Genomic DNA, 26,148 nt, shown 5'->3' with positions numbered 1-26,148 from the left:
GAATAAGATGAAATTTAGAATTATAAATGTAGCGCTGTATCTTTTTATCGCATCCACTTATGTGAGTTGTGATACGGATATAGAAAATATGGAAATTCAAACGCTTCACACCTACGATGAGCAGTATTATGCAGACTTGCGTGAATTCAGGAAGATGGACCGCGAAGTAAGTTTTGCCTATTACGAGGCTTGGTCTCCAGTAGAAGGTGTGTCAGGAACAAAATATCCTTCTTCTTGGGGTGAACGTATTATGGGGCTTCCCGACAGTATTGATATTGTCAACCTATGGATGGGGATACCGACGGCCGATACACACCCTTTAGCCTATCAAGATATGAAGTTTTGCCAGGAAAAAAAGGGAATTCGTTTTGTGATGCATGCCGATGCTTCGCACTATAGACATAAATTCACTGTGGACGGCGTAGATTATGACATGGGTGACAACAGTAACGTCAGTGATGAAACCATGACTGCTTATGCGAAATGGATTGCCAATCAGGTACTGGAACCCGGACTTGACGGGGTGGATGTGGATTATGAGGGTTGGAATGCGACCAACATTACCCGATTGACTATCGAACTGGCGAAGTATTTTGGACCACAGGGACAGTATCCCGAGAAGCTCTTGATTATTGACTACTTTAATACGGTGCCACCGCTCGAAACGATACCATATTGTGATTATTTTGTTCAACAAGCCTATAGTAACCAGACAACACTTCGGCAGCCCACAGGTTTTCCACCCGAAAAGATGATTTATTGTGAGTCTTTTGGTGTTTTCTATGCGGATGGAGGAAAACTTTTGGATTATGCGAGATGGAAACCAGCTACCGGTGAGCGTAAAGGCGGAGCAGGTGTTTTCTTCTTGGGGAGAAATTACTATTCATCCTCGGGTATCCCATACAACGAGTTTAGACAAGCGATTCAGATCATGAATCCCGCCGTTCGTTAATGTTTATTATTAAAGACAATTGAGATGAAAATATTAAATAAATACTTTTTGTGGTTATGCGTCCTCGGAGCATTTATATCTTGTAATGGAGATGACCAGTTTGATCCGGATAAAAATTATGTGCTTTTAACAGGTACCGATGTAAACGCGCTCGCCACTTTCCAATTGGATGACACTCCATCTATACGTTATGTAACGACGTCCGCCACGCGAAAAGTAAACGAAGACGTGATCGTTGATTATCAGATAGACAACGATGCGCTCCAAGTGTATAACCAAAAGAATAAGACATCTTATTATCCTGTTCCCGAATCTTCGGTAAAGTTATTGGACATCCGGGATACAATTAATGCGGGTAAAGCGTTTTCAAACGGTATCCGCATACAGGTAGTATCTACCGAGAATTGGGTGGATGGCCGTTCATATGTGATTCCTGTGTCGATTCAGCGTGTGAGCAACGGGGACTTGGAAGTTTTGGCATCGGCGAAAACGGTGTTTTTACGCGTCTCGCGTAAATTACACTTTAGTTCGTTGGACATATCAAACTATAACTTGTATAGTGAATATTGGTTTGAAGAGTCTAAAGAAGGCTTTACGCCGATCGACCTTCCACAATATACGTGCGAGATCAAGGTATTCTTAACGGAAGACAAGCCGAACAGAATTCGGCGCTTATGTAATTGGGGTGGAGAAAATGGGCAGAATATGTTACGCTTTGGGGAGAATGGTCTTGATAGAAACCAATTACAGTGGGTGTCGCCCGGAGGTAGTATTGTCTCCAAAACTTTATTTGCGCCAAACAGGTGGTATACGGTATCGCTGACATTCGATGGCAGTAAATATGCCATGTATGTGGATGGCGTTAAAGATGCTGAAATTTTAGGAACACCGTCCGGATTTAAATTTTCAAAGTTTGAAATAGGGATGTCTTGGGCCGGCTATCCGTCTCAACAAAGAACCAGCGGCCGCATCGCGGAGGTCAAACTATGGAATAAGGCTTTGGTAGCCAATGAAATACAAATGGGTATGTGTGGCGTAGACGCTGAGACGTCAGGTTTACTGGCATATTGGAAAATGAACGAATCTTCGGGACATATTTTTCACGATGCTACCGGAAACGGATACGACATGGACTGGTCTGACACTTGGAGGTCACCCACGGAGAGCGACATATATCAACAGTACGATAAAAGTAGTTTTGTAACCTGGCTGCAGGATGAAAAAAATGAGTGTTACCAATAAATATTACCCTTATGAAATATTTAAAATCAATACATATCGGCACGATATGCACACTTCTTGGATTAGGTTTTTTTCAAGCATGTAACAAAGAGGAATCTTTTGACATAGTCGGTGATTCCAATACTTATGCTTATATAAGTACCACCAATGAAACGGCCGACGATGTGCAGAACGAGAAAGTATTCGTGGCTACACAAACCCCTATAGGGACTTTTAGTAATGTTGATCTTCAGTTTCCCGTACGCGTAAATAAGCTGACAGGTGAGCTTACCGCTTCAGTGGGCATAGACAACGCGTTGGTACAGGAATACAATACTAGCCATGGGACAGACTATCTTTCACTTTCAGAAAGTATTATAGAACTGACAAATACCTCGATATCCATTGAGGCAGGAGAAACACATTCGGGAGAGTCGGTCTCTTTTCGTATCGCTAATACGAAGGTCGCTGAACTTGAGCCCGGTAATTATTTGGTGCCTATCAAACTAACGTCGGTGTCTAATAATGTACATATTAGTTCCAATCTGAATACTGTATATGTAAAAATACACGTGTCCGAATCTTTATATATAGGCAAAGAAAATGTAGCATCAGCAGATATGCTTGGTTCACTTATAGGAAGTAGTGACTATAACACGTGGACCTATACGTCTAGCCACACGAGTAGTCCGATTTCGAATCTTTGGAATACAAGAACGAGCAATTATTTATCCTTTTCGGCGGATCCGGCAATTATTGTATTTGACATGAAGAATACAAAAAAGATCTCTGGTTTGCGGGTGTATTCGAGAAATGCTACCACCAATTCTCCTGAAAATACCTTTAGCCATGTGAAATTTTCACTGAGTACGGATGGAACGACCTATACTGAGATTGCTGATTTTCCCCGGGAGAAGATGAATCTTCAAAGTGGATACCAGTATCTTGGTATGTACGGTGCTGTAGAGGCCCGATATATCAAACTGGAGCTGACTTCGCCGATGAACGGGTTGGTCTTCATGGGCGTATATAGCGTGCAATAAGAAATAAAAAGTGTGAGATCGGTGTTTGGAGCATATCGCTCCAAACATCGATTTGATTTAGCATAAGTCGACGGTGAAAGCCGTCCGTAATTATCCCTGTTGTCGTTAAAGTGACCGAAGTAAACAATTAAATCGTTTTATGAAAGATTTACACATTCTTTGTCTGATCCTTTTTTTATTCCTTGGGGCTTGTCGTCAACCATTTCCTCCTCCAGCGCCCTATGGCGCATTGCCATCTTCTGCGCAGATGGATTGGCAAAAAATGGAATATTATATGTTTGTACATTTTGGGCCCAATACCTTCACCAATAAGGAGTGGGGAGATGGCACGGAAAATCCACAGCTGTTTAATCCCACTGATCTGGACTGCACGCAATGGGTAGAAACTGCTCAAAAGGCAGGCATGAAGGGCATTATCATCACCGCCAAACATCACGATGGATTCTGTTTGTGGCCGAGCCAATACAGTACACATACTGTCCGTGAAAGCCTGTGGAAAAACGGGAAGGGCGATGTGCTAAAAGAACTTTCAGTTGCATGCCGGCAAGCAGGGTTAAAATTTGGCATATATCTTTCGCCTTGGGACCGTAATCATCCGTTTTATGGCACGAAAGAATATAATCAGTTATTTGCCAATACATTGACGGAAGTGCTGACCAATTACGGTGACATATTTGAAGTGTGGTTTGACGGAGCCAATGGAGAAGGTACAAATGGCAAACGCCAGGAATATGACTGGAACCTGTTTAACAATACCGTTTATAAACACCAGCCTGACGCCATTATATTCAGCGATGTAGGCCCGGGCTGCCGCTGGATAGGAAATGAAGCGGGTTATGCCGGAGAGACAAATTGGTCAAGACTGGACATTGAAGGTTTCATGCCGGGTAAATCACCACGTTTAGATACGTTGAATTCTGGAAATCGATACGGTAAGTTTTGGGTGCCAGGAGAGGTAGATGTGTCGATCCGTCCGGGATGGTTTTATAGTCAAGAGACCGATAATCAAGTCAAACCCGTTGATAAGCTCGTGGATATTTTTTGTGCTTCGGTGGGACGTAATGCCAACTTGTTGTTGAATGTACCTGTGGATCAAAGCGGTCGTATACATTTTAAAGATTCAACACGATTGATGGAGCTGAAACATACGCTCGATAATATGTTTACTCATAATCTGGCAGAAAATAAAAGAGTGACTGCAGATGCTGTGCGGGGTAATGACAAAGCCTATGCTGCAGAAAATTTATTGGACGGAAGGTATGATTCGTATTGGGCAACCGATGATCATGTATTTGCTGCGTCTATTGAAATAGATTTAGATGAAAAAAAAGATATCAACAGTGTCCTGCTACAGGAATACATTCCTTTAGGACAACGTGTGTCACGTTTTGTTGTCGAAGCATGGGATGAAAGCAAAAACACCTGGAAGTTGCTCGTGGAAGGAACTACAATTGGCTACAAGCGTATTTTAAGATTTGAAACCTATCGTACAAATAAAATAAAATTGCACATTCAGGAATCTTTGGCAAGCCCAGTATTGAATAATATCGAAATATATCATATCCCACAGGCTTACCTCCCTGCTACCGAGAAGACCGAAAGTAGCTTAATTAATAATGAAGGACATTTGCCAACCGAAAAATGGACTATACAATCCCCTGTTCATACACGTATTGTTGAGATTATAGACGGTAAAAAGACGTCAGTATCGATTAATAAAAATGAAGCTATCCTTATAGATTTGGGGGAAGAAACTCAGTTTAGGGGCTTTTTCTATATGCCGGAGGAGAATGTCTCCGCGGCGAACTTGGCCCGTTACAATTTTTTGATAAGCCATGATGGCGTAAATTGGACAATGTTGAAAAGAAATGCGATGTTCGATAATATTAGGAATAATCCCATTCGTCAAAATCAATTTTTTGACCGTGTGGTAAAAGGAAGATATGTGAAGCTAGAACCTTTGGAGTTGACAAACCAGGCCGAAAAATATATTGTGGTAGAATTCGGACTTTTAAAATAACCCGATGAAGCTCTCGTAAACTGGCGATATATGGAGAAAATGAATGGTAAAATAAATACATTATATACGGTAATACTCTTTCTTTTCATGTCCTTTTTTGGACATGCTTTTGTGTTTGGACAGACCCCTTCATATAAAGATCCAAAATTAAGTAGTGCAGAAAGAACGACAGATTTATTAAGCCGCATGACCTTGGCCGAGAAAGCCGGACAGCTTCGTTGTCTCTTGGGCTGGGAGATGTACGAAAAAAAAGGTAATACTGTACGCCAATCACGATACTATGAGAAGGAACTCACGACAGCGCATACAGGTATGTTCTGGGCTGTGTTTCGTGCAGACCCTTGGACCAAAAAAACTTTAATCAACGGGTTAAACCCCGAAATGGCAGCGAAGGCAAGTAATGCCTTGCAGCGTTATGTCCGGCAACATACCCGCTTGGGCATTCCGGTGTTCCTAGCCGAAGAAGCACCTCATGGACATATGGCCATTGGCACTACGGTATTTCCCACGGGAATTGGTCAAGCGTCTACTTGGAATCCAGACCTGCTCGAACAAATGGGAGCTGTTATTTCCAAAGAGATACGTTTGCAAGGCGGACATATCAGTTATGGCCCGGTCATCGATATTTCACGTGATCCCCGTTGGTCCAGGGTAGAGGAAAGCTTTGGTGAAGACCAAGTCTTGAGTGCCCGCCTGGCTTCTGCTATTTCTAAAGGCAATGGTGCCGGCCAACTGCACAATGCCTACAGCACTGTCACGACATTAAAGCATTTTATTGCTTATGGCATACCCGAAGGGGGACATAATGGGAACTCCGCTATCGTGGGAAAAAGAGAATTGCAGGAAGTGTTTTTACCGCCATTTAAGGCAGCTGTCGATGCGGGAGCATTGTCGATAATGACAGCTTATAATTCTATTGATGGCATCCCCTGTACCGCCAATAAAGAGTTGCTGACAGATGTGTTACGTCGTGATTGGGGCTTTAAAGGTTTTACGATTTCAGACCTAATCAGCATTGATGGCCTGATGGAAAATCATCGGGTAGCAGCGAATTTGGAAGATGCCGCAGCATTGTCTATACGGGCGGGAGTAGACGTTGATCTGGGAGGCAATGCTTTCGCTAAGTTGGAAGATGCGGTGAAAAATGGAAAGGTGACAATGGCGACTATCGATACGGCCGTATACCGAGTTCTGAAATTGAAATTCGATATGGGGCTTTTTGACAGACCTTATGTCGATCCACAAAAAGCTGGGATCGGAGTGAGAACGACAGAACATATTGCATTAGCCCGGTGTGTGGCACAGGAATCGATTATTCTTTTGAAAAACACCAAGAATATACTGCCATTGGACAAAAATGTGAAAGTTGCGGTTATAGGGCCGAATGCCGATAATCCTTATAATATGTTGGGGGACTATACTGCTCCGCAGGACAAAGAGCATATCAAAACCGTATTGGATGGCATACAGGCCCAGTTGAAGAGACAACAGATAATGTATGTTAAGGGTTGTGCTATTCGTGATACATCCGATACAGAGATAGATAAAGCGGTAGAAGTGGTGATGCAGTCGGATGTTGCTGTCGTTGTCGTTGGGGGATCAAGTGCCCGGGATTTTAAGACGGATTACTTAGAGACCGGTGCTGCCGTAGCTTCGTCACAAACAGTCGGCGATATGGAAAGTGGTGAAGGATTTGATCGAGCGACTCTTGATCTAATGGGGAAGCAATTAGATTTGTTGAAAGCGGTCAAAGCTACCGGGATACCCTTGATTGTTGTTTATATAGAAGGTAGACCACTAAATAAGAACTGGGTCAGCGAACATGCCGATGCGTTGCTGACAGCCTGGTACCCGGGGCAGGAGGGAGGAAGTGCAATTGCAGATGTATTATTCGGCGATTATAATCCTGCCGGAAGATTACCTATTTCCGTACCGCGACATGAAGGGCAGATACCTGTGTATTACAACAAGAAAAATCCACGCGGGCATGATTATGTCGAGATGTCGGCAGATCCATTGTATGCCTTTGGGTACGGATTGAGTTATACCACATTTGCGTATTCCGATATGAACGTTCGGCAGAAGGGCGAAGATAACTTTGATATATCGTTCGTATTGAAAAACACAGGAGCACGAAGTGGGGATGAGGTTGTACAGTTATATATACGGGATGAGGTGGCATCGGTGGTGCAACCTGTCAAACAGTTGAAACATTTCCGTCGTATCCATTTGGCTGCGGGTGAGCAACAGCGCGTGTCGTTTGAGGTGACGGCAAAGGATTTGGCTATCATCGATGCAAACTTTGAACACGTCGTAGAGCCGGGGCAGTTTACGCTGATGCTGGGAAGTGCGTCGAATGATATCCGGCTTACCACCCAGATCGAAGTAAAATAATTCATATTTACCCACATAACGTCAACACATAAGCAATGAAACATGTCTTTTGTATGCTGATTGCAGCCGCTTTCTTTATCGGTAATACGCTTGCAGCGAATGTATACCATATTGTGCCATATCCCAATTATCTGAACGAACATCCCGGAGAATTTCGGTTGCAAAAACATACCGTTGTTGTTCTTCCGCAAGATGCTTCTGCAACTTTACGTCGGGTCGCTGCGCAGTTTGTAGACCAGCTTAATCAAGTATCCGTACTATCCGCACGGGTAGAAAATGTAACAAGAGGCAAATATTCCAAGTCAGCCATTGTTTTTCAGCTCAGGGGAGATATGACGCACGAAGCGTACCACCTTTTTGTCGATAAAAAGGGCGCTGTAATCGAAGCTTCCGGTGAAGCTGGCTTCTTTTATGCGTTGCAGACTATCAAGCAGCTTCTTCCCCCGGCGATTTATGGAAGGGAGCGACGTGATATCCGTTGGGCTCTTCCCTGTGTCGAGATCAAGGATACACCGCGTTTTGGTTATAGAGGCATGCACCTCGATGTTGCCCGTCACTTTTTTGACGTGGAAGAAGTCAAACGTTATATCGATATTTTAGCCGTTCATAAGGTTAATACTTTCCATTGGCACCTGACAGACGACCAAGGCTGGCGTATAGCGATCAAAAAATATCCAAAATTGACAGGTGTGGGCAGCCAGCGTAAGGGTACTGTCATACGTAAAGAATGGGGCCATTACGATAATATACCTTATGGTGGTTTTTATACACAGGATCAGATACGGGAGATTGTGGATTATGCAGCCCAGAATTTTATCACGGTGATCCCTGAGATAGATCTGCCGGGACACATGGTGGCGGCCTTGGCATCGTACCCACAGTTGGGTTGTAGGGTTGATCACTATGAGGTATTCCGTGATTGGGGCGTAAGTGAAGATGTGCTATGTGTTGGTAAGGAATCGACTTTTACGTTTATAGAGGATGTACTCAAAGAGGTGATGACGTTATTCCCATCGAAGTATATTCATATCGGAGGGGATGAGTGTCCCAAGACGAGCTGGGAGAACTGCCCCCAATGCCAGGCGAAGATCGCTGAGTTGGGGCTCAAGGACGATGAGAAGTTTACAGCGGAGCATTATCTCCAAAGCTATACCATATCGCGTGTTGAAAAGTTTCTCCATGCACACGGACGGCAAATCATTGGATGGGACGAAATTATAGAAGGAGGGATTGCACCAAATGCAACCATCATGTCATGGAGAGGTACAGAAGGTGGTATAGAAGCGGCCCGGCAAAATCACGATGTCATTATGACGCCGACATCCTACATGTATTTTGATTATTATCAGTCGTTGGATACCGAACGTGAGCCTTTTTCTTTTGGTGGTTTTGTGCCTGTGAAACGGGTTTATTCCTTTGAGCCGCTACCCGACGAGCTGACTCCACAAGAACAACAGCATATTATCGGGGTACAAGCAAATTTGTGGACAGAATACATTAAAACCAACAGCCACCTCGAATATATGCTGCTCCCCCGTTTGGCTGCATTGAGCGAAGTGCAGTGGACAAAAAAAGAAAATAAGAATTGGGATAGATTTTTAGCTGGGATGAAGCACACCATGGATATATATGATACGATGGGATACAACTATGCCAAGCATCTGTTCGAAGTAACAGCAACCTATGCGATAAATCCCGAAAAAAAAGGTGTATTGGTCACCCTAAAAGCACAAGGCAATGCGCCGATATACTATTCCATAGATAACATGGAGGGGCAATTGTATGAGGGACCAGTATCGATTGAGAAATCGGGAACATTCAAAGCGGTCTTAAAGCGAGACAATATGGACGTTAGACCGTTGATAAAGACTTTTGCGGTCAACAAGGCTACGGGCAACCAAATTGTGATGAATACCCAGCCAAAAAAACAGTTTTCCTTTGCGGGAGCATCTGTATTGGTGGACGGCTTGCGGGGGAATGCAGATTTTGATACGGGCTTTTGGTTGGGTTATGAAACAGCTCCTTTGGATATCACGGTCATTTTTCCAGAACCCACGGAAGTATCATCAGTGGATATTGGAGCGCTCTCTCATATTGCAGCATGGATTTTTCCACCCAGTAGCCTATCGGTTTTCGCCTCGGGAAATGGTAAGGATTTCGTTTCCGTTGGGGAACAGCATTTTCTCCCAGTAGCGGAAAAAGACCGTGACTTAATCGCTATAAACGATTATAGGACCTCGTTCCCAAAGACGGTTGTAAAAAAACTGCGTATACAGGTCAACACGGCAGGCAAAATCCCGGCCTGGCACGGAGGTAAGGGGGAGAATGCTTTTTTATTTGTAGATGAAGTAATTATAGAATGATGATGAAAGGCGATATGGCACCGCAACGGTCTCCGACACAATGGGTACCCTCCGTGTATTTTGCGATGGGGCTGCCTTTTGTGGTATTGAATATGGTATCGGTACTGATGTTTAAAGGGCTGGAGATTTCCGATGCACAAATTGCCTTTTGGACCTCATTAATCATGTTGCCCTGGACATTGAAGCCTTTGTGGAGCCCTTTTCTCGGTATGTTCAAAACCAAGAAATTTTTTGTGGTGCTCACGCAGATCGTTACGGGAGTTATGTTTGGTCTGATTGCTCTTTTTTTGCATTTGCCCCATTTCTTTGCTATATCTATAGCCTTGCTGTTTGTTATCGCATTTAGCGGCGCTACACACGATATTGCTACCGATGGTATATACATGACGGAGCTAGACAAGGCTGCACAGGCCAAATGGATCGGTTGGCAGGGCGCTTTTTATAACTTGGCAAAGGTGGTTGCCTCAGGGGGGCTAGTCTGGTTGGCCGGTTATTTGGCGGGGCATTATGGTACTGTCCATGCCTGGGTGGCTGTGATGGCGCTATGTGGTGCTATTATGGTTCTTGTCGGGCTTTATCATACGAGGGTGCTGCCTACGGGGGGAAGTATTTCGGGAGAGGCGGATTCGGTACAGGAGGGAATGAGGACACTTTGGGATGTAATCCGTAGTTTTTTTCAAAAGAAGTATATACTGTGGTACATCACTTTTATTATACTCTACCGCTGTGCAGAAGGTTTTGTGATGAAGATCGTTCCGCTTTTTCTAAAAGCACCTCAGACCCAACAAGGGTTGGGATTGACCGAACAACAGATCGGACTTTATTATGGAACTTTTGGTGCTATCGCATTTATCCTTGGTTCTATTCTAGGTGGATACTATATCGCCCGCGTCGGACTGAAAAAGGCTTTGTTCTTCTTGTGCTGTGCCTTTAATTTTCCTTTCGCCGTGTATCTACTGTTCGCTATTTTCCAGCCTTCTGCCGGGGGCCTCATAGCGTCGGGCATAGCCTTTGAATATTTCGGGTATGGATTTGGTTTTGTGGGACTTACGCTTTTCATGATGCAGCAGATAGCTCCCGGCCCATATCAGATGGCGCATTATGCATTTGCCTCGGGTATCATGAATCTGGGCGTGATGTTGCCGGGGATGTTCAGCGGCTTTATCAGCGACGCGCTGGGGTATAAAGACTTCTTTATATTCGTGTTGTTTGCTACAATACCAGCCTTTTTAATCACCTATTTTGTGCCCTTTACCTACGACGATAAAGAAAAGAAGATAGAACAATAGATAGTATTAAACATAAAATAATATTGAAATGAAACAGCAAATGCCTTGGGAAGATCGTCCCGCCAATAGCAAGGAAACCATGTGGCGCTATTCTGCCAACCCTATTATACCACGGGATCTATTACCCACTTCCAATAGTATTTTCAATAGCGCTGTCGTGCCTTTTGGCGATGCTTTTGCCGGGGTGTTCCGTTGTGACGATACCAATCGCCGTATGCGTCTGCACGTGGGATTCAGTGCCGATGGTATAAATTGGAATATCCGTGAACAACCGTTAAAGTTTATATCGGATGATGCAGAGATCGGTCAATGGGTATATGGTTATGACCCTCGTGTTTGTTTTATCGAAGATCGTTATTATGTGACATGGTGCAATGGCTATCACGGGCCGACTATTGGGGTAGCATGGACAAAAGACTTCGAAAGTTTTTACCAACTCGAAAATGCGTTCATCCCATTCAACCGAAATGGGGTGATGTTTCCACGTAAAATCAATGGTCGCTTTGCCATGTTAAGCCGTCCCAGTGACAATGGACATACGGCATTTGGCGATATATTTTACAGTGAATCGCCTGATATGCAGTTTTGGGGTAAGCATCGCCACGTCATGTCGCCCGCTCCCTTTGAGCAAAGCGCTTGGCAATGTACTAAGATAGGGGCGGGTCCGATTCCGATCGAAACAAGTGAAGGGTGGCTGATGATCTATCACGGGGTGTTGCATTCTTGTAATGGGTATGTGTATAGTTTTGGTTCAGCTTTATTGGATATCGATGAGCCCTGGAAAGTCAAATACCGTTCTGGGCCATACCTGATCTCCCCGCAGACCTACTACGAATGTGTGGGCGACGTCGCCAATGTATGTTTCCCCTGTGCAGCACTGCATGATGAAGAAACGGGACGGATTGCTGTGTATTATGGCTGTGCCGATACAGTCACAGGATTAGCCTTTGGCTATATTCCTGAGATTATTGATTTTACCAAGAGAACTTCAATCGTATAAAGTACATGAAACGACAAAAATTTTGTGTATTTGTGACGATGCTGTTGCTGCTGGCTTCCTGTTTGAAGCCGCAGAGTAGGAGTCTGACGCAGTATGTAGATCCGTTTATCGGGACTGGGGGACATGGGCACGTATTTTTGGGTGCGAATGTTCCTTTCGGGATGGTACAGCTGGGACCAACACAGATGACACATGGCTGGGATTGGTGCTCGGGCTACCATTATTCGGATTCGACCATTGTAGGATTTGGGCATATGCACCTGAGCGGAACCGGTATCGGTGACCTGGGGGATATATCGCTCATGCCTGTTATGGGTGATGTCCAACTTGCAAAGGGTTCTTTGTCCGAGCAAAAGAGCGGTATTTACTCGTTGTTTTCTCACAAAAGGGAGACGGCAAAACCGGGCTATTACACCGTTCATCTTGATCGCTTTGGCATTGATGTGGAGCTGACGGCCACTAAGCGCGTGGGTTTTCACGCCTATACTTTTCCGAAATCAACGGAAACACCAGCGGTTGTAATTGACTTGGAACGTGGAATAGGATGGGATAAGCCGACAGCAGCTCTTATACAGCAAGAGAATGACACCACCGTCTCGGGATACCGCTATTCCACAGGGTGGGCTAAAGATCAGCGTATCTATTTTACGGCGGTATTTTCCCGACCGATAAAAAAGCTGTCGGTCTTGGATACTATACGTATCAGCGAGAGCCAACAGGAAGAAATGCATAGCGTCTTCGGTAAGGTCGATTTTGACAAAGATATGCCGGAACCGCTATTGGTAAAGGTAGCGCTCTCTGCCGTAAGTGTAGATAATGCGAAGCTAAATTTACAACAAGAGTTGCTGCATTGGGATTTTAAAAAGACCGTGTCGGAGGCAGATGACGCTTGGAATGAACAATTGGGTAAGATAACGATAGAAACACCTGATATTGCAGATAAGCGTGTATTCTACACCGCATTGTACCATACGATGATAGCGCCATCGGTGTTTTGTGATGTTAATGGCGATTATAGAGGGGCGGATGCTAAAGTCTATCGTGATACTTCTTTCACAAATTATACAACATTTTCACTTTGGGATACGTATCGAGCGGCTCATCCACTGATGAGTATTATCCACCCTGAGATGGCGGAAGATATTGGCAATACCATGCTGAACATCTATAAACAACAAGGTAAGTTGCCAGTATGGCACTTGATGGGCAATGAGACAGACTGTATGGTAGGCAATCCGGGAATACCGGTGTTAGCCGACTTAATATGGAAGGGATATAAGTTAGATGAACAGTTGGCGTTTGAAGCTATGAAAAACTCAGCGATGCGAGATGAACGCGGGATGAATTGGCTGAAGCAATATGGGTATGTACCGTATGATAAAGAGAAGACCTACGAAACCGTAGCGAAGGGGCTGGAATATGCGCTGGCCGATTGGGCGGTAGCAAAAACGGCGGAGCGTCTGGGCAAAACAGAAGATGCGGCGTACTTCGATGTCCGTGCAAAATCGTATCAACGGTATTTTGACCGGGAGAGACAGTTTATGAGAGGCCTCTCTGCTGGAGGGACATTTCGTGAACCATTCAATCCATTTCATTCGGCACATATGGAAGATGATTATACAGAGGGGAATGCCTGGCAATATACTTGGCTTGTGCCACATGATGTGCATGGACTCATCGATTTATTTGGAGGTGAGGAGCCATTTGTCAAAAAATTAGACTCCTTATTTGTCGTACAAGGCGATATGAGCGAACATGCTTCGGCTGATATTACGGGTCTGATAGGTCAGTACGCACATGGTAATGAGCCCAGTCACCATGTGACTTATCTCTATGCTTTTGTAGGCCAGCCTTACAAGACGGCAGAGAAAGTACGGTATATTCTGTCTGAATTATACCATGATAAAGCCGAAGGCTTGAGTGGTAATGAAGATGTCGGCCAAATGTCGTCGTGGTATATACTGTCAGCGTTAGGCTTTTATCAGGTTGCTCCTGCTGGGGGAGTCTATGTTTTTGGCAGTCCAGCAGTGGATAAAGCAACGATCAAGGTCGCGAATAACAAAACATTTACGGTATTGGCACATAACAACAACAAAATGAATATATATATCCAATCCGCGAAGTTAAACGGAAAACCATATACTAAATCTTTTATTGATTACCAGGATATTGTTGCCGGAGGGACATTGGAATTTGAGATGGGACCAAATCCGTCACCGACATTTGGGACAGCTTCAGAAGACAGACCGTAAGAAAATAGACTGTTGACATTAAAATAAGATACTGTGAAACGAAGATCATTTATCAAAAACATAGGATTAGTTGGTGGTGCTTTATGTATGAGCGATGCTTTAGCCTACACGTTGTCGTCGAATTTCAAGGAAGTACGTACACCGCTTGCGCAACGTCATTTTACAAGTCCAGCTATCGAACAGGCCATTGTCGAGTTTGAAAAAAATGTAAAGAATAAGGAACTGGCTTGGCTATTTGGAAACTGTTTTCCCAATACGTTGGACACAACGGTAAATTTTCAGGTTAGAAATGGAAAAGCGGATACATATATCATTACCGGAGATATTGATGCCATGTGGCTTCGGGACAGTACCGCACAGGTATGGCCGTATCTCCCTTTTATGAAAAAGGACGATAATCTGCGTCAGCTTATCGCAGGTGTCATTAATAGGCAAACGGCCTACATATTGAAAGATCCTTACGCTAATGCATTTTACGATGATCCCACCAAGTGGGGGAAATGGAAAGATGACATAACTGATATGCAGTCGGGCATACACGAACGAAAATGGGAAATAGATTCGTTGTGTTACCCCATTCGGTTGGCATACCATTACTGGAAAGAAACGGGCGACACAAGTTGTTTTGGCCAAGCTTGGATTAATGCGATAAAGTCTACCTTGAATACATTTAAGGAACAGCAACGTAAAGAAAATTTGGGTCCCTATCATTTTCAGCGGACAACATTTTGGGCGACGGATGGGGTACCATTAGAAGGTTATGGTTATCCGGTGAATCCAGTGGGCCTGATCTGTTCGATGTTCAGACCAAGCGATGACGCAACTATTTTTCCGTTTTTGGTACCATCCAATTTCTTCGCTGTCGTGAGCCTTAAGCAGGCGTCTGAAATAATGTTAGCCGTTCACAAAGACCAACAGACAGCGGAGGAACTCCTGAGGTTAGCAAATGAGGTTGAAGCAGCACTCCAAAAGCATGGGGTGGTTTACCACAAAGATTTCGGTAATATCTATGCGTATGAGGTGAACGGATTTGGAAGTTATAATTTGATGGATGACGCCAATATCCCGAGCCTGTTAGCCATGCCTTATTTAGAGGCAGTATCATCGGATGATCCGATTTATCAGAATACAAGGAGATTTTTGCTGTCAGAAGAGAACCCTTTTTATTTTAAGGGTTCTGCTGGACAAGGTATAGGAAGTCCACATACGGGCTATGATCGAATTTGGCCGATAGCCCTGATTGCGCGAGGAATGACCAGCCGCGATGAAGACGAAATACGGTCTTGCATAAAAATGCTACAAAATACACATGCCGGCACCGGTTTTATGCATGAGTCTTTCCATAAAGATGATCCCTCACAGTTTACACGGGCATGGTTTGCATGGGCCAATACGATTTTCGCAGAGTTTTTGTGGAAAGTATATCAGACAAACCCCAAGTTACTTGCATAACTTTATGATCTTTCAATATTAAATACATAGATATGAACCAAACAAAGAGAACCTATACCATCCCCTTGATCACACTGACGTCCTTGTTTTTTATGTGGGGCTTTATCACCTGTATGAATGATATACTTATTCCTCATCTCAAGGAGATGTTCAGCTTATCCTACTTGCAAGCTATGTTAGTGCAGTTTTGCTTTTTCGGCGCCTATTTTATAGGTTCTTTCATTTATTTTTTGATTTCCTATTTTTATTCGGATCCGATCAACCGTATAGGATATAAAAATGGGATTTTGATCGGGTTGCTGATATCGGCATTAGGCTGTTTACTTTTTTATCCGGCTGCCGAGTATGCCCAATATGGGTTGTTCTTGTCTGCTTTTTTTATATTGGGCTTAGGATTTACGTTGTTACAAATCACAGCCAATCCTTTTGTCGCCCTACTCGGCGAACAGCATTCGGCATCCGGACGCTTAAATCTGGTACAGGGTTTCAATTCATTGGGAACGACACTGGCTCCGGTGGTTGGTGGATATCTCATTTTTGATTTGTTTGCACACGGTCATGAGATTACAGGAAAAGAAACCAAAATTCCGTATTTGGTATTTGGATTGGTGTTTCTACTGCTTTTTGTACTGGTGAAGCTGGTCAAATTGCCGATTTTCCAAAATGATAATGTGCAAGCGAAAGGCTTAGGAGCACTACAGTTTCCACAGCTTAAATTGGGCGCCGTTGGCATCTTCTGCTATGTCGGTGCAGAGGTCGCAATTGGAAGCTTTTTGATCAATTTTATGATGCTCCCTGAAATAGCAGATATACCCGAGAATGCGGCAAAAAACTACTTGGCACTTTATTGGGGAGGAGCTATGATCGGCAGATTCATGGGGGCAATTTCAGCAAATCATCAAATAAACAGGTATAAAAAAGCTGGGTATATGTTAGTAGTAGCCACTCTCATATTTTTATTGATTTTTAGTGTAGTAGATTTGTCTTTTGGACAGATGCGGGTGTTTGCATTGTTGGTCTTGTGTAATCTCCTTGCCTTTCATATCGGTCGGTCAGTGGCTTCACAAAAGCTGCTGCTTTTTGCCGTTATAAATATTCTACTACTTTTGTCCGCTGTCTTCCTTTCGGGGAATGTTGCAATCTGGTCGTTGCTCGCTATCGGATTGTTCAATTCTGTAATGTGGTCTAATATCTTTACCCTCGCTATATCTGGATTAAAGGAGCATACTAGTCAAGGCTCATCGCTGCTGGTTATGGCCATATTAGGTGGAGCTCTCGTGCCGCTGTTACAGGGAGCCATTGCAGATACATGGGGTCTACAGCAATCCTTTTTATTGCCGGTTGTTTGCTACCTTTATATAACTTACTTCGGCTATTATTGTTTGAAGAGGAATTTAAATTAGAGGCTTATAATGGCAAGTATTTTCACTCCATAGAGTAGTCAAAAATCTGTAGATCTCGTTTGTGTGACCGAATAATATTATCTTTATACGCTATGAACAAGTACATGAGAACGACACATGCTCCTTGGCTATCCCTTATCATTCTATTAGGACTGACGTTGGTTTTCAGTGTAGCCTTACAATTTGCAGTGACTGGTATAGGTTCGTTTTCTATCTATGCACTCTTGATAGCAGGTACGTTAGGGGCGTTTCTCTTGCCCGCTTTGGGTTTACAGTATCTGGAGAAGTATTTTGTTTATTTCCCACAGCAGCAGCAAAGTAAAGATGTATACGTTGTAGGAAGCCTTTTTCTATTTGCTTGCGGACCTCTTATGCAACTTTTGGCAAAATGGAATGCAAGCCTGTCATTACCCGCATCCATGGAGGTGATAGAAAGGTGGATGAAAACCCAGGAAGAAAGTATGGCGACGTTGACCGAGCAAGTTGTCATGGTGGACAGCATATCTCTACTGCTGTTGAATATAGTTGTCATGGCCGTATTACCTGCTATTGCCGAAGAGTTTTATTTCCGGGGTTCCTTGATGCAAATTGTGCGACGTGCGGTACGGAATACCCATTTGACGGTTTGGATTACAGCCATTGTGTTCAGTGCCATCCATCTGCAGTTTTATGGTTTCTTTCCCCGAGTGGTGCTGGGAGTCTTTTTTGGGTATATGCTGGTATGGACACAGAATATATGGGTCCCCGTATTGGGGCATTTTGTGAATAATGCCTCCGTGACGGTAATGGCTTATTATTATGCCAAACAAGGCAAAACATATCAGGAGCTGCAAAATTATGAGAACTACCCCATAATTGTGTATATTGGTAGCATTATTCTCACGGGATTATTTGGATATTGGTTATATATCCGTACACATAAAGAAAACATTCATGGAGAAAGACTGGATTAAAATACGCGCGTATGCAAACACGATAAAAGCGGAGATGGACAAGCAGTTGCTTGAGGAGCATGGCGTTCCGGCCATCCTTTTGAATAAGCAAGACTCTTCCTTGAAATTTGGCGGGATAGAGCTGTATGTTAAAGAAGCAACCGGTCAGGAAGCATTGTCGATTTTAGCAGAGTTTGACCAGCAAGGGGAGGAAGAATAACAAGATGTTGCAGCGTGCCATAACGGGTTTCTTCTTCGTTGTCCTATTAATTGGAGCAACGCTCCTCGGTCCAGAGGTCTTTGTTGTTTTTTTCTCTTTAATCGGTATAGGATGTCTCTACGAATTCTACGGTATGGTGTCGAAAGGTACTGTGAAGCCGCAGGTGCTTTGGGGAATACTGACAGCCTCGGTATTAGGTTTACTGATCGGGCTGCATTGTGTGGGTATGATACCCTTTGCAAAAGTCTGGCTGATCGTTCCTATGTTTTCTATGATGTGCATTGTTTCGTTATTCCAAAAGCGGGAGAGGCCTTTTGACGATATCGCTTATACCAGTTTGGGCATAGGTTATGCCTTTTTGCCGTTTTTGTTTTTTGTCGCATTAGGCTTTGTGCAAGGTTCTTTTAATCCCTATATTCCCCTCGGCTTTTTAATTATTTTATGGTCTAACGACACCGGAGCCTATTTGGCTGGAAGGAGCTTTGGCAAGCATAAATTATTTGAGCGGATATCACCCAATAAGACCTGGGAAGGCCTGATCGGTGGAGTAGTCTTTGCTTTATTGATTGCTATTAATCTGGCCCAATATTTTGAGGGGTTGACAAGTGGACAATGGGCGACCATGGCGGTACTCATAGGAATTTTTGGCACCTTTGGTGATTTGGTTGAATCCATGTTTAAACGGAGCTTAGGCGTGAAAGATTCAGGGCATATTCTTCCGGGCCACGGCGGTTTGATGGATCGTTTTGACGGACTCCTGCTTGCTGCTCCCTTGGTTTTTTTATTTTTGCTTATCTGGCAATAATATGCATATACAGCGAACAACCTTTAATTTTCTCACAAGCCTTAAAGGAAACAACAATCGGGAATGGTTTCAGGAAAATAAGGACGATTATTTGCGCGCGCAGGAAGATGTAAAAGGCTTCATTACGGAGATGATAGCAGGTTTGGCCAAGTTTGACCCGAATATTAATACGGATATCAATGCGGGCAAATGTATGTTTAGAATCTATAGGGACGTTCGTTTTTCGAAGGACAAGTCCCCCTATAAAAGTTGGCTTGCAGCAGGGATTTCTATAGATGGGCGAAAACTGGATGGTCCAGAATATTACATACATATTGAACCGGAAAAATCTTTTATTGCTTGTGGATACTGGCGCCCCAAAAAAGAACACTTAGATGCGGTACGTCAGGAAATAGACTATAACGCCGAAGGTTTGATTAGCGCATTATCGGCGGGGGGATGGACTGTGGAGGATTTGTCTTCGGAAGATAAATTGTCGAGACCACCTGCAGGTTATGCTGCGGATGATGTGAACATCGAGACGCTCAAGCTGAAAAGTTTTATTATTCATCAACCTTTATCGAACAGGCAATTAACCAACTCTGATGCATTACAGGGGGTTCTCACGATTTGTCAGCGCATATACCCTTTTAAAAAATTCTTGCATGACGCGATAGAAACCTAATGTGGAAAGCTGATCTTTCCCATACATATGGCAGGTGAATCTTTGATGTATCGTACGTTTTCCGGGTTGCCGGCAACCGTCTCATTTGCCAATAATGCAAAAAGACAAGCTTCCTTGGCATCGGGGTTCATGCCTAAGGCAGTAATGTCCCTCAAGTTGATTTCTTTGGATAATCCATTCCGTATATGGTTCATCAGTGTCGTGTTGTGGATACCTCCACCGCTGCAATAGACACTTGTCGAGGCGCCCTCCGTCGCGATCTGTTGGATTCCCTGATAGATGGATTGTGCCGAAAAGGCATTTAATGTGGCCAAGATATCATCGTGTCGGAGATGCAGACCTCTCATCTTAGCATGAAAATAATCAAGATTAAATAGTTCCACACCGGTCGTTTTCGGGAAATCTAACAGAAAGAAAGGTTCGTCGAACAAATTTTTAAGGAGGTCGTGGTTAACGTGACCTTTAGCAGCCATAGTTCCATTTTCATCCATGTCTTTGCCCAGATAATGGGAGACATATTGGTTCATTATCGTATTTCCGGGACCCAGGTCCGTCGCAAAAGCGGAGGCAGTGCTATGGCGGTGTGGAAGGAACGTAAGGTTGGCAATACCGCCAATATTTAGTAATATCCTGTTTTCGGTATCGTCGTTATATAGCAGATAGTCTCCGTATGCGGCAAGTGGGGCACCTTCGCCGCCGGCTGCAACATGTTTTTGGCGGAAGTCGGACACTGTGATGATACCGGTATGTACAGCGATATGGTCACCATCTCCGATTTGTAATGTGCTGTTAGGTAGCGTATTGTCATTTGTCCAGCTTTGAGGAGCATGAAAGACAGTTTGACCGTGACTGGCAATCAAGTCAACCTCTTGGGAGCAGATATTCCAAGATATCAGAGCTTCTTGGACAAATTGAGCATGCACACGCCCGACGTAGGCATGGAGGCCGCAGAGTTTTTGATGATCAATATGGCTTTTCGCAAAAACTTCACGTATTTCCGTACGGAAATCATCGGTATACGTTTTTGTCTCGAAGTTCAGTAACTCGAGTGTCGTCTCCACACCACTGCCATGGATGCGGCATAACGCCATATCCAACCCATCAAGCGATGTACCCGACATGAGGCCGATAATCAGCCGATTGCTTTTTTTACTGATCGTGTAGAGATTAGAAATCTGCCTGTTCATAGCATAAAAATAAGAATATTCCTTTTTCATCTTTATATGCAACCCATTATATTGCATATAAAGGTAATTTTATCTAAGTTTGGGAAAAGAAAAAATAAAATATGAATTTCCCAGCAGAATTAAAATACACAAAAGACCATGAGTGGGTGCGTGTTGAGGGCGACGAGGCCGTTATTGGTATCACAGACTTTGCTCAACGTGAATTGGGCGATATCGTATTTGTAGACATCAATACCGTAGGGGATGAGGTGGCCGCCAATGAAGTTTTTGGCACGATCGAAGCCGTTAAAACCGTGTCTGATTTGTTTATGCCGGTGTCGGCGACGGTTTTGGCTGTCAATGATGCTATTGATTCGTCACCCGAACTCGTGAATTCCGATCCGTACGGTGAAGGATGGATTATTCGTGTGAAGTTGACAACGCCTGGAGATATTGACGGACTGTTGTCATCCGAGCAATATCAAGCAGAAGTTAGCATATAATCGTGTAATTTTAACATGATTGAAAGACAGCTCCCCTATTCCGGAGCTGTTTTTTTATGGCCTTTTTTGGAAATACAATGTTTTGTCAAATTATAGTTTTATAAAAGAATAAAAGTACTTGAATACTTTTATAAGAGAATTATTATTTACATTTGTTCTAAGATATATTAAATAAAGTCGAATAAGGAACCGATAAACTCTGGAGGTAAATATGTTGATCGATGAACGAACCAAAATTGCGGCATTGTTAAAACATCATCCCGATGCGTTGGAGGCCATTGTAGCACTGAGTCCTGATTTCAAAAAACTGCGAAATCCGGTTTTAAGAGCTTTGATGGCGGGGCGTACGACCATTGCGATGGCATCTAAAATCGGAGGATGCAAACCGAAAGATTTTTTTAAGGCTTTGGCCCCCCTTGGTTTTGAATCAGATCAGTCTCGAACAGCTTTGCCCGAAGATGCGGCGCAGAAAAATAGCCCAAAGCCCGACTATTTAAAAAACATACGACCGGATCAGCTGATCAATTTTGATGTACGTGCCATGCTGGCTGAGGGAAATGATCCACTCAAATCCATACAGCAAAAAGTCAAGTCCCTGAATCCTGGAGAGGTTTTGGTCATTATCAACAATTTTGAACCTGTCCCATTGATAAAGTTATTGGAAAAACAGGGATTTCAGACCTGTGTCAACTTTATTGATTCCGATACGATCGAAACTTATTTTTATAAAATAAATGGGGCAGATGATGATATCGAAAAAAAGGAAGTCAATGTGGCGGGAGAAGATGTGTCATCTTCGGGAGATTGGGAGATATTGCTAAAGCGATATGAAAACAATCTGGTAGAAATCGATGTGCGTCATTTGGAGATGCCCATGCCCATGATGACCATTCTGGAAAATCTGGAGGTTTTACCTCCAGAGAAAGCCTTGTATGTTTATCATAAAAGAATTCCTGTATTTTTACTTACGGAGCTGAAAGAAAGAGCATTTGATTATAGAATAAAGGAAGTGCAGGATGGTGAAGTTTATCTATTGATCTTTAAGAATAAATAAGTTCCCTATGATGTCTCCTCTTATCGGCGGCTTGCAGAAAACAACCAATTATAAAGTGGTATTGCCGTTTTATATCTATGCCTCTTTGGGTTTTCTTTTGGGTACAATCCTTCTATTATGCCATACCGAGGTCGTCGGAGTACATTATTTTAATCCCCAGACATTAGCTATCACACATACCATGGCTTTGGCTTGGGGTACCATGATTATCTTTGGGGCATCCCATCAGCTCTTGCCGGTACTGGTGGAAGGCAAACTGGACAGCGACCGATTGGCCTACCTGACCTTTTGGCTTACGGCTATCGGTATCCCTCTTTTGATTTATGGCTTCTATGTATTCGATATGGGTTTGCTCATGCAGATCGGGGCGATACTGATTAATCTTGGCGTGATCTGTTATCTTGCCAATGTGTTGGGAAGTTCTTTTAAGAGTAACCGGCGAAATGTACACGCTTGGTATGTGATCACGGCTGCTTTGTGGTTGTTTGCAACCACTTTTTTTGGCCTATTACTGGTGCTGAATTTCCGTACACCGATATTTGTTGGAAATTCAGTGGATTATTTGGCTATCCATGCACATCTTGGAATTGTGGGATGGTTTGTATTGATGGTGGTGGGAGTAGGTTCGAGATTGATACCTATGTTTTTGATTTCCAAATATACAAATGAGAGGCTATTATGGTTGGTTTTTGTCTTACTGAATATGGCCCTGATCGGATTTTCAATAGCGTATCTTGCAAATTTTCCAGCCATATCATTTTATATCCCGATCATTCTGGGGCTGCTGGCTGTTGTATTGTTCTGCAAATATTGTTATAACGCCTATAAGGTTAGAATTAGAAGAAGCATAGACCAGCAGGTAAAAACGTCGCTGATCTCGATCGTACAGATGTTTTTACCGTTTGTGGCTTTGATCATCGCGCTGACTTTCTTACCTCAGGGACTGTTCCCAAGGATGGCCATTATCTACGGCTTCTGTATTTTTTTTGGTTGGATTACCGCCATTATTCTGGGCATGACCTTCAAAACGATGCCCTTTATTATTTGGAACAAGGTTTACCACAATAAGGCACACAAGGGAAAGACGCCCGCTCCAAAGGAAATTTTCAACGATAACATATATAAAATCATGCTGTATAGTTATCTCGGCGGGTTTATCCTATTTATCTTCGGTATTGTTCTCCTCCATCAGATCGTTTTAAAAATAGGTGCACTGCTGTTGCTTATTACGGCTGTATTATATGTTTACAATGTGATGATTACTGCCGGCCATAAATCACGACAATTATGAATATCAAAACAAATAGTAATGAAAAATGCAATTATGCATTGCAGGACCTCTATCATGTAGATGACCCTGAAATTGGATTGAATATTGTGGATTTGGGACTTCTATATGAAATGTATTTTGATGAGGTAGACAATAAATTGATGTGTATTATGACGCTGACTACCCAATTTTGTCCCATGGGTGATGCCATTACGACAGATACACGGGCATCGTTGGCTAAGTCTTTCCCGGATTGGGAGGTGACGGTCAACCTGACTTTCGACCCGGCATGGAATTTTAGTATGATTTCTCCCGAGGGAAGAACATTTTTAGGGAGATAAATAGAGGACAATAACGAAAAAATATGCTGAGTTTAACGTGTAAGACAGCTATTAAGGCAGCCATTTATTTATCAAGCAAGAGTGAAGGTGGTGAAAAGGCGAACATAAAAGAAATATCGGAGCGCATTAATGCCAGCGAACATACGGTGGGGAAGATATTGCAGCTGCTGGCTCGCAAGAAAATAATCAATAGCCTCAAAGGTCCTTATGGTGGGTTTTACCTCAATGAAGAACAGCAAGAACAGCCTATTATTCATATCGTGGAGGCTGTGGAAGGAAATGGTCTTTTTAAAGAATGTGGACTTGGCCTCCAAGCTTGCTCGGCTTCCCATCCCTGCCCGATCCACAATGAATATGAGGTAGCGCGGGAGTTGATGGAGAAGATTTTTAGGGAAAGAACGGTACGGGTCCTGTGTAACACTGTCAATGAGGGGCTGACCTACCTAATCGATTGAGTTTGGACGATGGAGTAGATTTTAAGAATTAAATTTTATAGAAATAATGATAGAAAAAAATGCAGATGGTGAGCTGGATGTGCGGGTACTGGTCCCTATCCGGCGGCACGAACTATTAATTAAGCTCTTCAAAGATTTACAGGTGGACAATAGCTTTATTTTTATTAATGACCATGATCCCATTCCTTTATTTTATGAATTTCGCTCGATATATGGAGATGTGGTGGGGTGGGAGTACCTCAATCGTGGCGGAAGAGAGTGGAAGGTAAAAGTAACCCGTCTGGAAGAATCTAAAGGTGTGGAATTTGATGAAATTTCGACTTTGCTCGATTTGCGCAATGCGGACAAGAAAGAGTGGAAGCAAATCGTTTTTCACCGATATGGTATGATGGAGCAAAATACGACGATGGGATTGATCTCTGCAGAAAACCCGATCGAAATACACGAGATTTTTATCAACAAATTTGAAGGCAAACACAAATGGATTTATAAAAAGAAAAGTGAGGGAGAGTTTGTAATCCACATTACTAAACAGGATAACAGTGGACTGGGAGATGATGGTTTTTCTGTCGTGAATGAATTTGACTTACGACCATTGCCCCCAACAGAAAGGCATGAGTTGTTCTATAAGGCATTTGCCGATATTCGACCGGGTGAAGCATTTGAATTTATCAATGATCATGACCCGAAACCCTTGTATTATCAAATGGAAGTAGAAAGCAAGGAGCCTTTCCGCTGGGAATATATCGAAAAGGGACCTGAAGATTGGAAAGTCAGGGTAGTTAAAGTCAAAAAGTAACGAAGGTGGGTAAATATGAAGACAAGACAAGACGGATTACTTTATGATTTTTTCACGGCGGATCACCGGCGTATTGAAACAATCTTTGCGGAAGCAACGCAGGATATAAACAACGTGGATTTGGAAAAATATCATGAATTCAGGATCGGTTTACTGACACATATAAAAATGGAAGAAAAAGTCCTTTTTGTTGCTGCCCAAAAAGCAAACGGTGGAGAGCCGCTTCCATTACAAGCAAAACTTCGATTGGACCATGGTGCCCTGACTGCCTTGCTGGTCTGTGTTCCAAGCCCTGAAGTCATCAAAGTGATTGATTATATCATGGAACAACATGATATTCTGGAAGAAGAGCAGGGCGGTATGTATGAGGCTTGTGAAAAACTGACCCAACAGGAAACAGAACAAATCATGGGAGATTTGAAAGCAATCACACCTGTCCCTGTACATCCATTTAATGAAGCGCCCTATGTGCTGGAGGTAGCCAAACGTTGTATGAATAGGGCCGGATTTGATTTCGATACGATATAATATTGCCCATTGCGACCGGCCC

23 protein-coding genes are annotated in these 26,148 nt (G+C 43.3%); 22 read left to right on the top strand and 1 reads right to left on the bottom strand.

Annotated elements, in window-relative coordinates; genetic code table 11:
- Positions 1-7 precede the first annotated feature (7 nt).
- The 15 genes from G5B30_RS03655 (at position 8) to G5B30_RS03585 (ending at position 20,010) form a co-directional block, all read left to right on the top strand.
- Complete coding sequence (locus G5B30_RS03655; RefSeq protein ID WP_165318598.1) at positions 8-952, top strand: glycoside hydrolase family 18; 945 nt, start codon at positions 8-10, stop codon at positions 950-952.
- 24 nt (positions 953-976) lie between these two features.
- Complete coding sequence (locus tag G5B30_RS03650) at positions 977-2,194, top strand: DUF1735 and LamG domain-containing protein (protein ID WP_165318597.1); 1,218 nt, start codon at positions 977-979, stop codon at positions 2,192-2,194.
- 11 nt (positions 2,195-2,205) lie between these two features.
- Positions 2,206-3,216 carry a BT_3987 domain-containing protein gene (locus G5B30_RS03645; RefSeq protein WP_165318596.1) on the top strand — a complete coding sequence of 337 codons (1,011 nt, stop codon included), beginning with the start codon at positions 2,206-2,208 and terminating at the stop codon, positions 3,214-3,216.
- Between the two features lie 139 nt (positions 3,217-3,355).
- On the top strand, positions 3,356-5,236 hold the full coding sequence (locus G5B30_RS03640) for an alpha-L-fucosidase (RefSeq protein ID WP_165318595.1): 1,881 nt from the start codon (positions 3,356-3,358) through the stop codon (positions 5,234-5,236).
- Positions 5,237-5,266: 30 nt separating this feature from the next.
- On the top strand, positions 5,267-7,630 hold the full coding sequence (locus G5B30_RS03635) for a glycoside hydrolase family 3 N-terminal domain-containing protein (protein WP_240903088.1): 2,364 nt from the start codon (positions 5,267-5,269) through the stop codon (positions 7,628-7,630).
- Positions 7,631-7,665: 35 nt separating this feature from the next.
- Positions 7,666-9,993, top strand: a complete 2,328-nt coding sequence (locus G5B30_RS03630; protein WP_165318594.1) for a beta-N-acetylhexosaminidase — start codon at positions 7,666-7,668, stop codon at positions 9,991-9,993.
- Complete coding sequence (locus G5B30_RS03625; protein ID WP_206367002.1) at positions 9,990-11,282, top strand: MFS transporter; 1,293 nt, start codon at positions 9,990-9,992, stop codon at positions 11,280-11,282. The genes G5B30_RS03630 and G5B30_RS03625 overlap by 4 nt, the downstream gene beginning before the upstream one ends.
- A 28-nt stretch (positions 11,283-11,310) precedes the next feature.
- Positions 11,311-12,282, top strand: a complete 972-nt coding sequence (locus G5B30_RS03620; protein WP_165318593.1) for a glycoside hydrolase family 130 protein — start codon at positions 11,311-11,313, stop codon at positions 12,280-12,282.
- Positions 12,283-12,287: 5 nt separating this feature from the next.
- Entirely contained in the window at positions 12,288-14,534 is a 2,247-nt protein-coding gene (locus G5B30_RS03615) for a GH92 family glycosyl hydrolase (RefSeq protein ID WP_165318592.1), read from the top strand.
- A gap of 33 nt (positions 14,535-14,567) precedes the next feature.
- Positions 14,568-15,986, top strand: coding sequence for a glycoside hydrolase family 125 protein (locus G5B30_RS03610; RefSeq protein ID WP_165318591.1), 1,419 nt, complete (start codon positions 14,568-14,570; stop codon positions 15,984-15,986).
- Positions 15,987-16,018: 32 nt separating this feature from the next.
- Positions 16,019-17,389, top strand: a complete 1,371-nt coding sequence (locus G5B30_RS03605; RefSeq protein WP_240903087.1) for a sugar MFS transporter — start codon at positions 16,019-16,021, stop codon at positions 17,387-17,389.
- 92 nt (positions 17,390-17,481) lie between these two features.
- On the top strand, positions 17,482-18,342 hold the full coding sequence (locus G5B30_RS03600) for a CPBP family intramembrane glutamic endopeptidase (RefSeq protein WP_165318590.1): 861 nt from the start codon (positions 17,482-17,484) through the stop codon (positions 18,340-18,342).
- The gene (locus tag G5B30_RS03595; RefSeq protein WP_165318589.1) at positions 18,323-18,541 is read left to right on the top strand and encodes a putative signal transducing protein; all 219 of its coding nucleotides are present in this window, start codon (positions 18,323-18,325) and stop codon (positions 18,539-18,541) included. The genes G5B30_RS03600 and G5B30_RS03595 overlap by 20 nt, the downstream gene beginning before the upstream one ends.
- 4 nt (positions 18,542-18,545) lie before the next feature.
- On the top strand, positions 18,546-19,346 hold the full coding sequence (locus tag G5B30_RS03590) for a phosphatidate cytidylyltransferase (RefSeq protein WP_165318588.1): 801 nt from the start codon (positions 18,546-18,548) through the stop codon (positions 19,344-19,346).
- Between the two features lies 1 nt (position 19,347).
- Positions 19,348-20,010 carry a DUF2461 domain-containing protein gene (locus G5B30_RS03585; RefSeq protein ID WP_165318587.1) on the top strand — a complete coding sequence of 221 codons (663 nt, stop codon included), beginning with the start codon at positions 19,348-19,350 and terminating at the stop codon, positions 20,008-20,010.
- Here the strand turns inward: G5B30_RS03585 and G5B30_RS03580 are convergent.
- A complete protein-coding gene (locus G5B30_RS03580; protein ID WP_240903086.1) occupies positions 20,007-21,227 on the bottom strand; it encodes an anhydro-N-acetylmuramic acid kinase in 1,221 nt (406 codons plus the stop codon). The genes G5B30_RS03585 and G5B30_RS03580 overlap by 4 nt on opposite strands.
- 71 nt (positions 21,228-21,298) lie before the next feature.
- Between G5B30_RS03580 and gcvH the strand changes: the two genes are divergently transcribed.
- From gcvH to G5B30_RS03545, 7 genes are all read left to right on the top strand, one after another.
- On the top strand, positions 21,299-21,679 hold the full coding sequence (gene gcvH, locus G5B30_RS03575) for a glycine cleavage system protein GcvH (protein ID WP_165318586.1): 381 nt from the start codon (positions 21,299-21,301) through the stop codon (positions 21,677-21,679).
- Positions 21,680-21,890: 211 nt separating this feature from the next.
- Positions 21,891-22,733: a DUF2249 domain-containing protein gene (locus tag G5B30_RS03570; RefSeq protein ID WP_165318585.1), complete on the top strand. Its 843-nt coding sequence runs from the start codon at positions 21,891-21,893 to the stop codon at positions 22,731-22,733.
- 7 nt (positions 22,734-22,740) lie between these two features.
- The gene (locus tag G5B30_RS03565; protein WP_165318584.1) at positions 22,741-24,024 is read left to right on the top strand and encodes a cytochrome C oxidase subunit I; all 1,284 of its coding nucleotides are present in this window, start codon (positions 22,741-22,743) and stop codon (positions 24,022-24,024) included.
- A complete protein-coding gene (locus tag G5B30_RS03560; protein WP_165318583.1) occupies positions 24,021-24,344 on the top strand; it encodes a metal-sulfur cluster assembly factor in 324 nt (107 codons plus the stop codon). The genes G5B30_RS03565 and G5B30_RS03560 overlap by 4 nt, the downstream gene beginning before the upstream one ends.
- A 23-nt stretch (positions 24,345-24,367) precedes the next feature.
- Entirely contained in the window at positions 24,368-24,799 is a 432-nt protein-coding gene (locus G5B30_RS03555; protein ID WP_165318582.1) for an RrF2 family transcriptional regulator, read from the top strand.
- Between the two features lie 46 nt (positions 24,800-24,845).
- Positions 24,846-25,598: a DUF2249 domain-containing protein gene (locus G5B30_RS03550; protein WP_165318581.1), complete on the top strand. Its 753-nt coding sequence runs from the start codon at positions 24,846-24,848 to the stop codon at positions 25,596-25,598.
- Positions 25,599-25,613: 15 nt separating this feature from the next.
- Complete coding sequence (locus G5B30_RS03545; protein ID WP_165318580.1) at positions 25,614-26,126, top strand: hemerythrin domain-containing protein; 513 nt, start codon at positions 25,614-25,616, stop codon at positions 26,124-26,126.
- The last annotated feature ends 22 nt before the right edge of the window (positions 26,127-26,148 follow it).

Origin of the sequence: Sphingobacterium sp. SGG-5, assembly GCF_011043525.1 — a bacterium.
In the GTDB taxonomy this organism is placed as follows: domain Bacteria; phylum Bacteroidota; class Bacteroidia; order Sphingobacteriales; family Sphingobacteriaceae; genus Sphingobacterium.
Note: the sequence above shows the minus strand (reverse complement) of the source record. Positions and strands in the feature narration are given on the sequence as shown.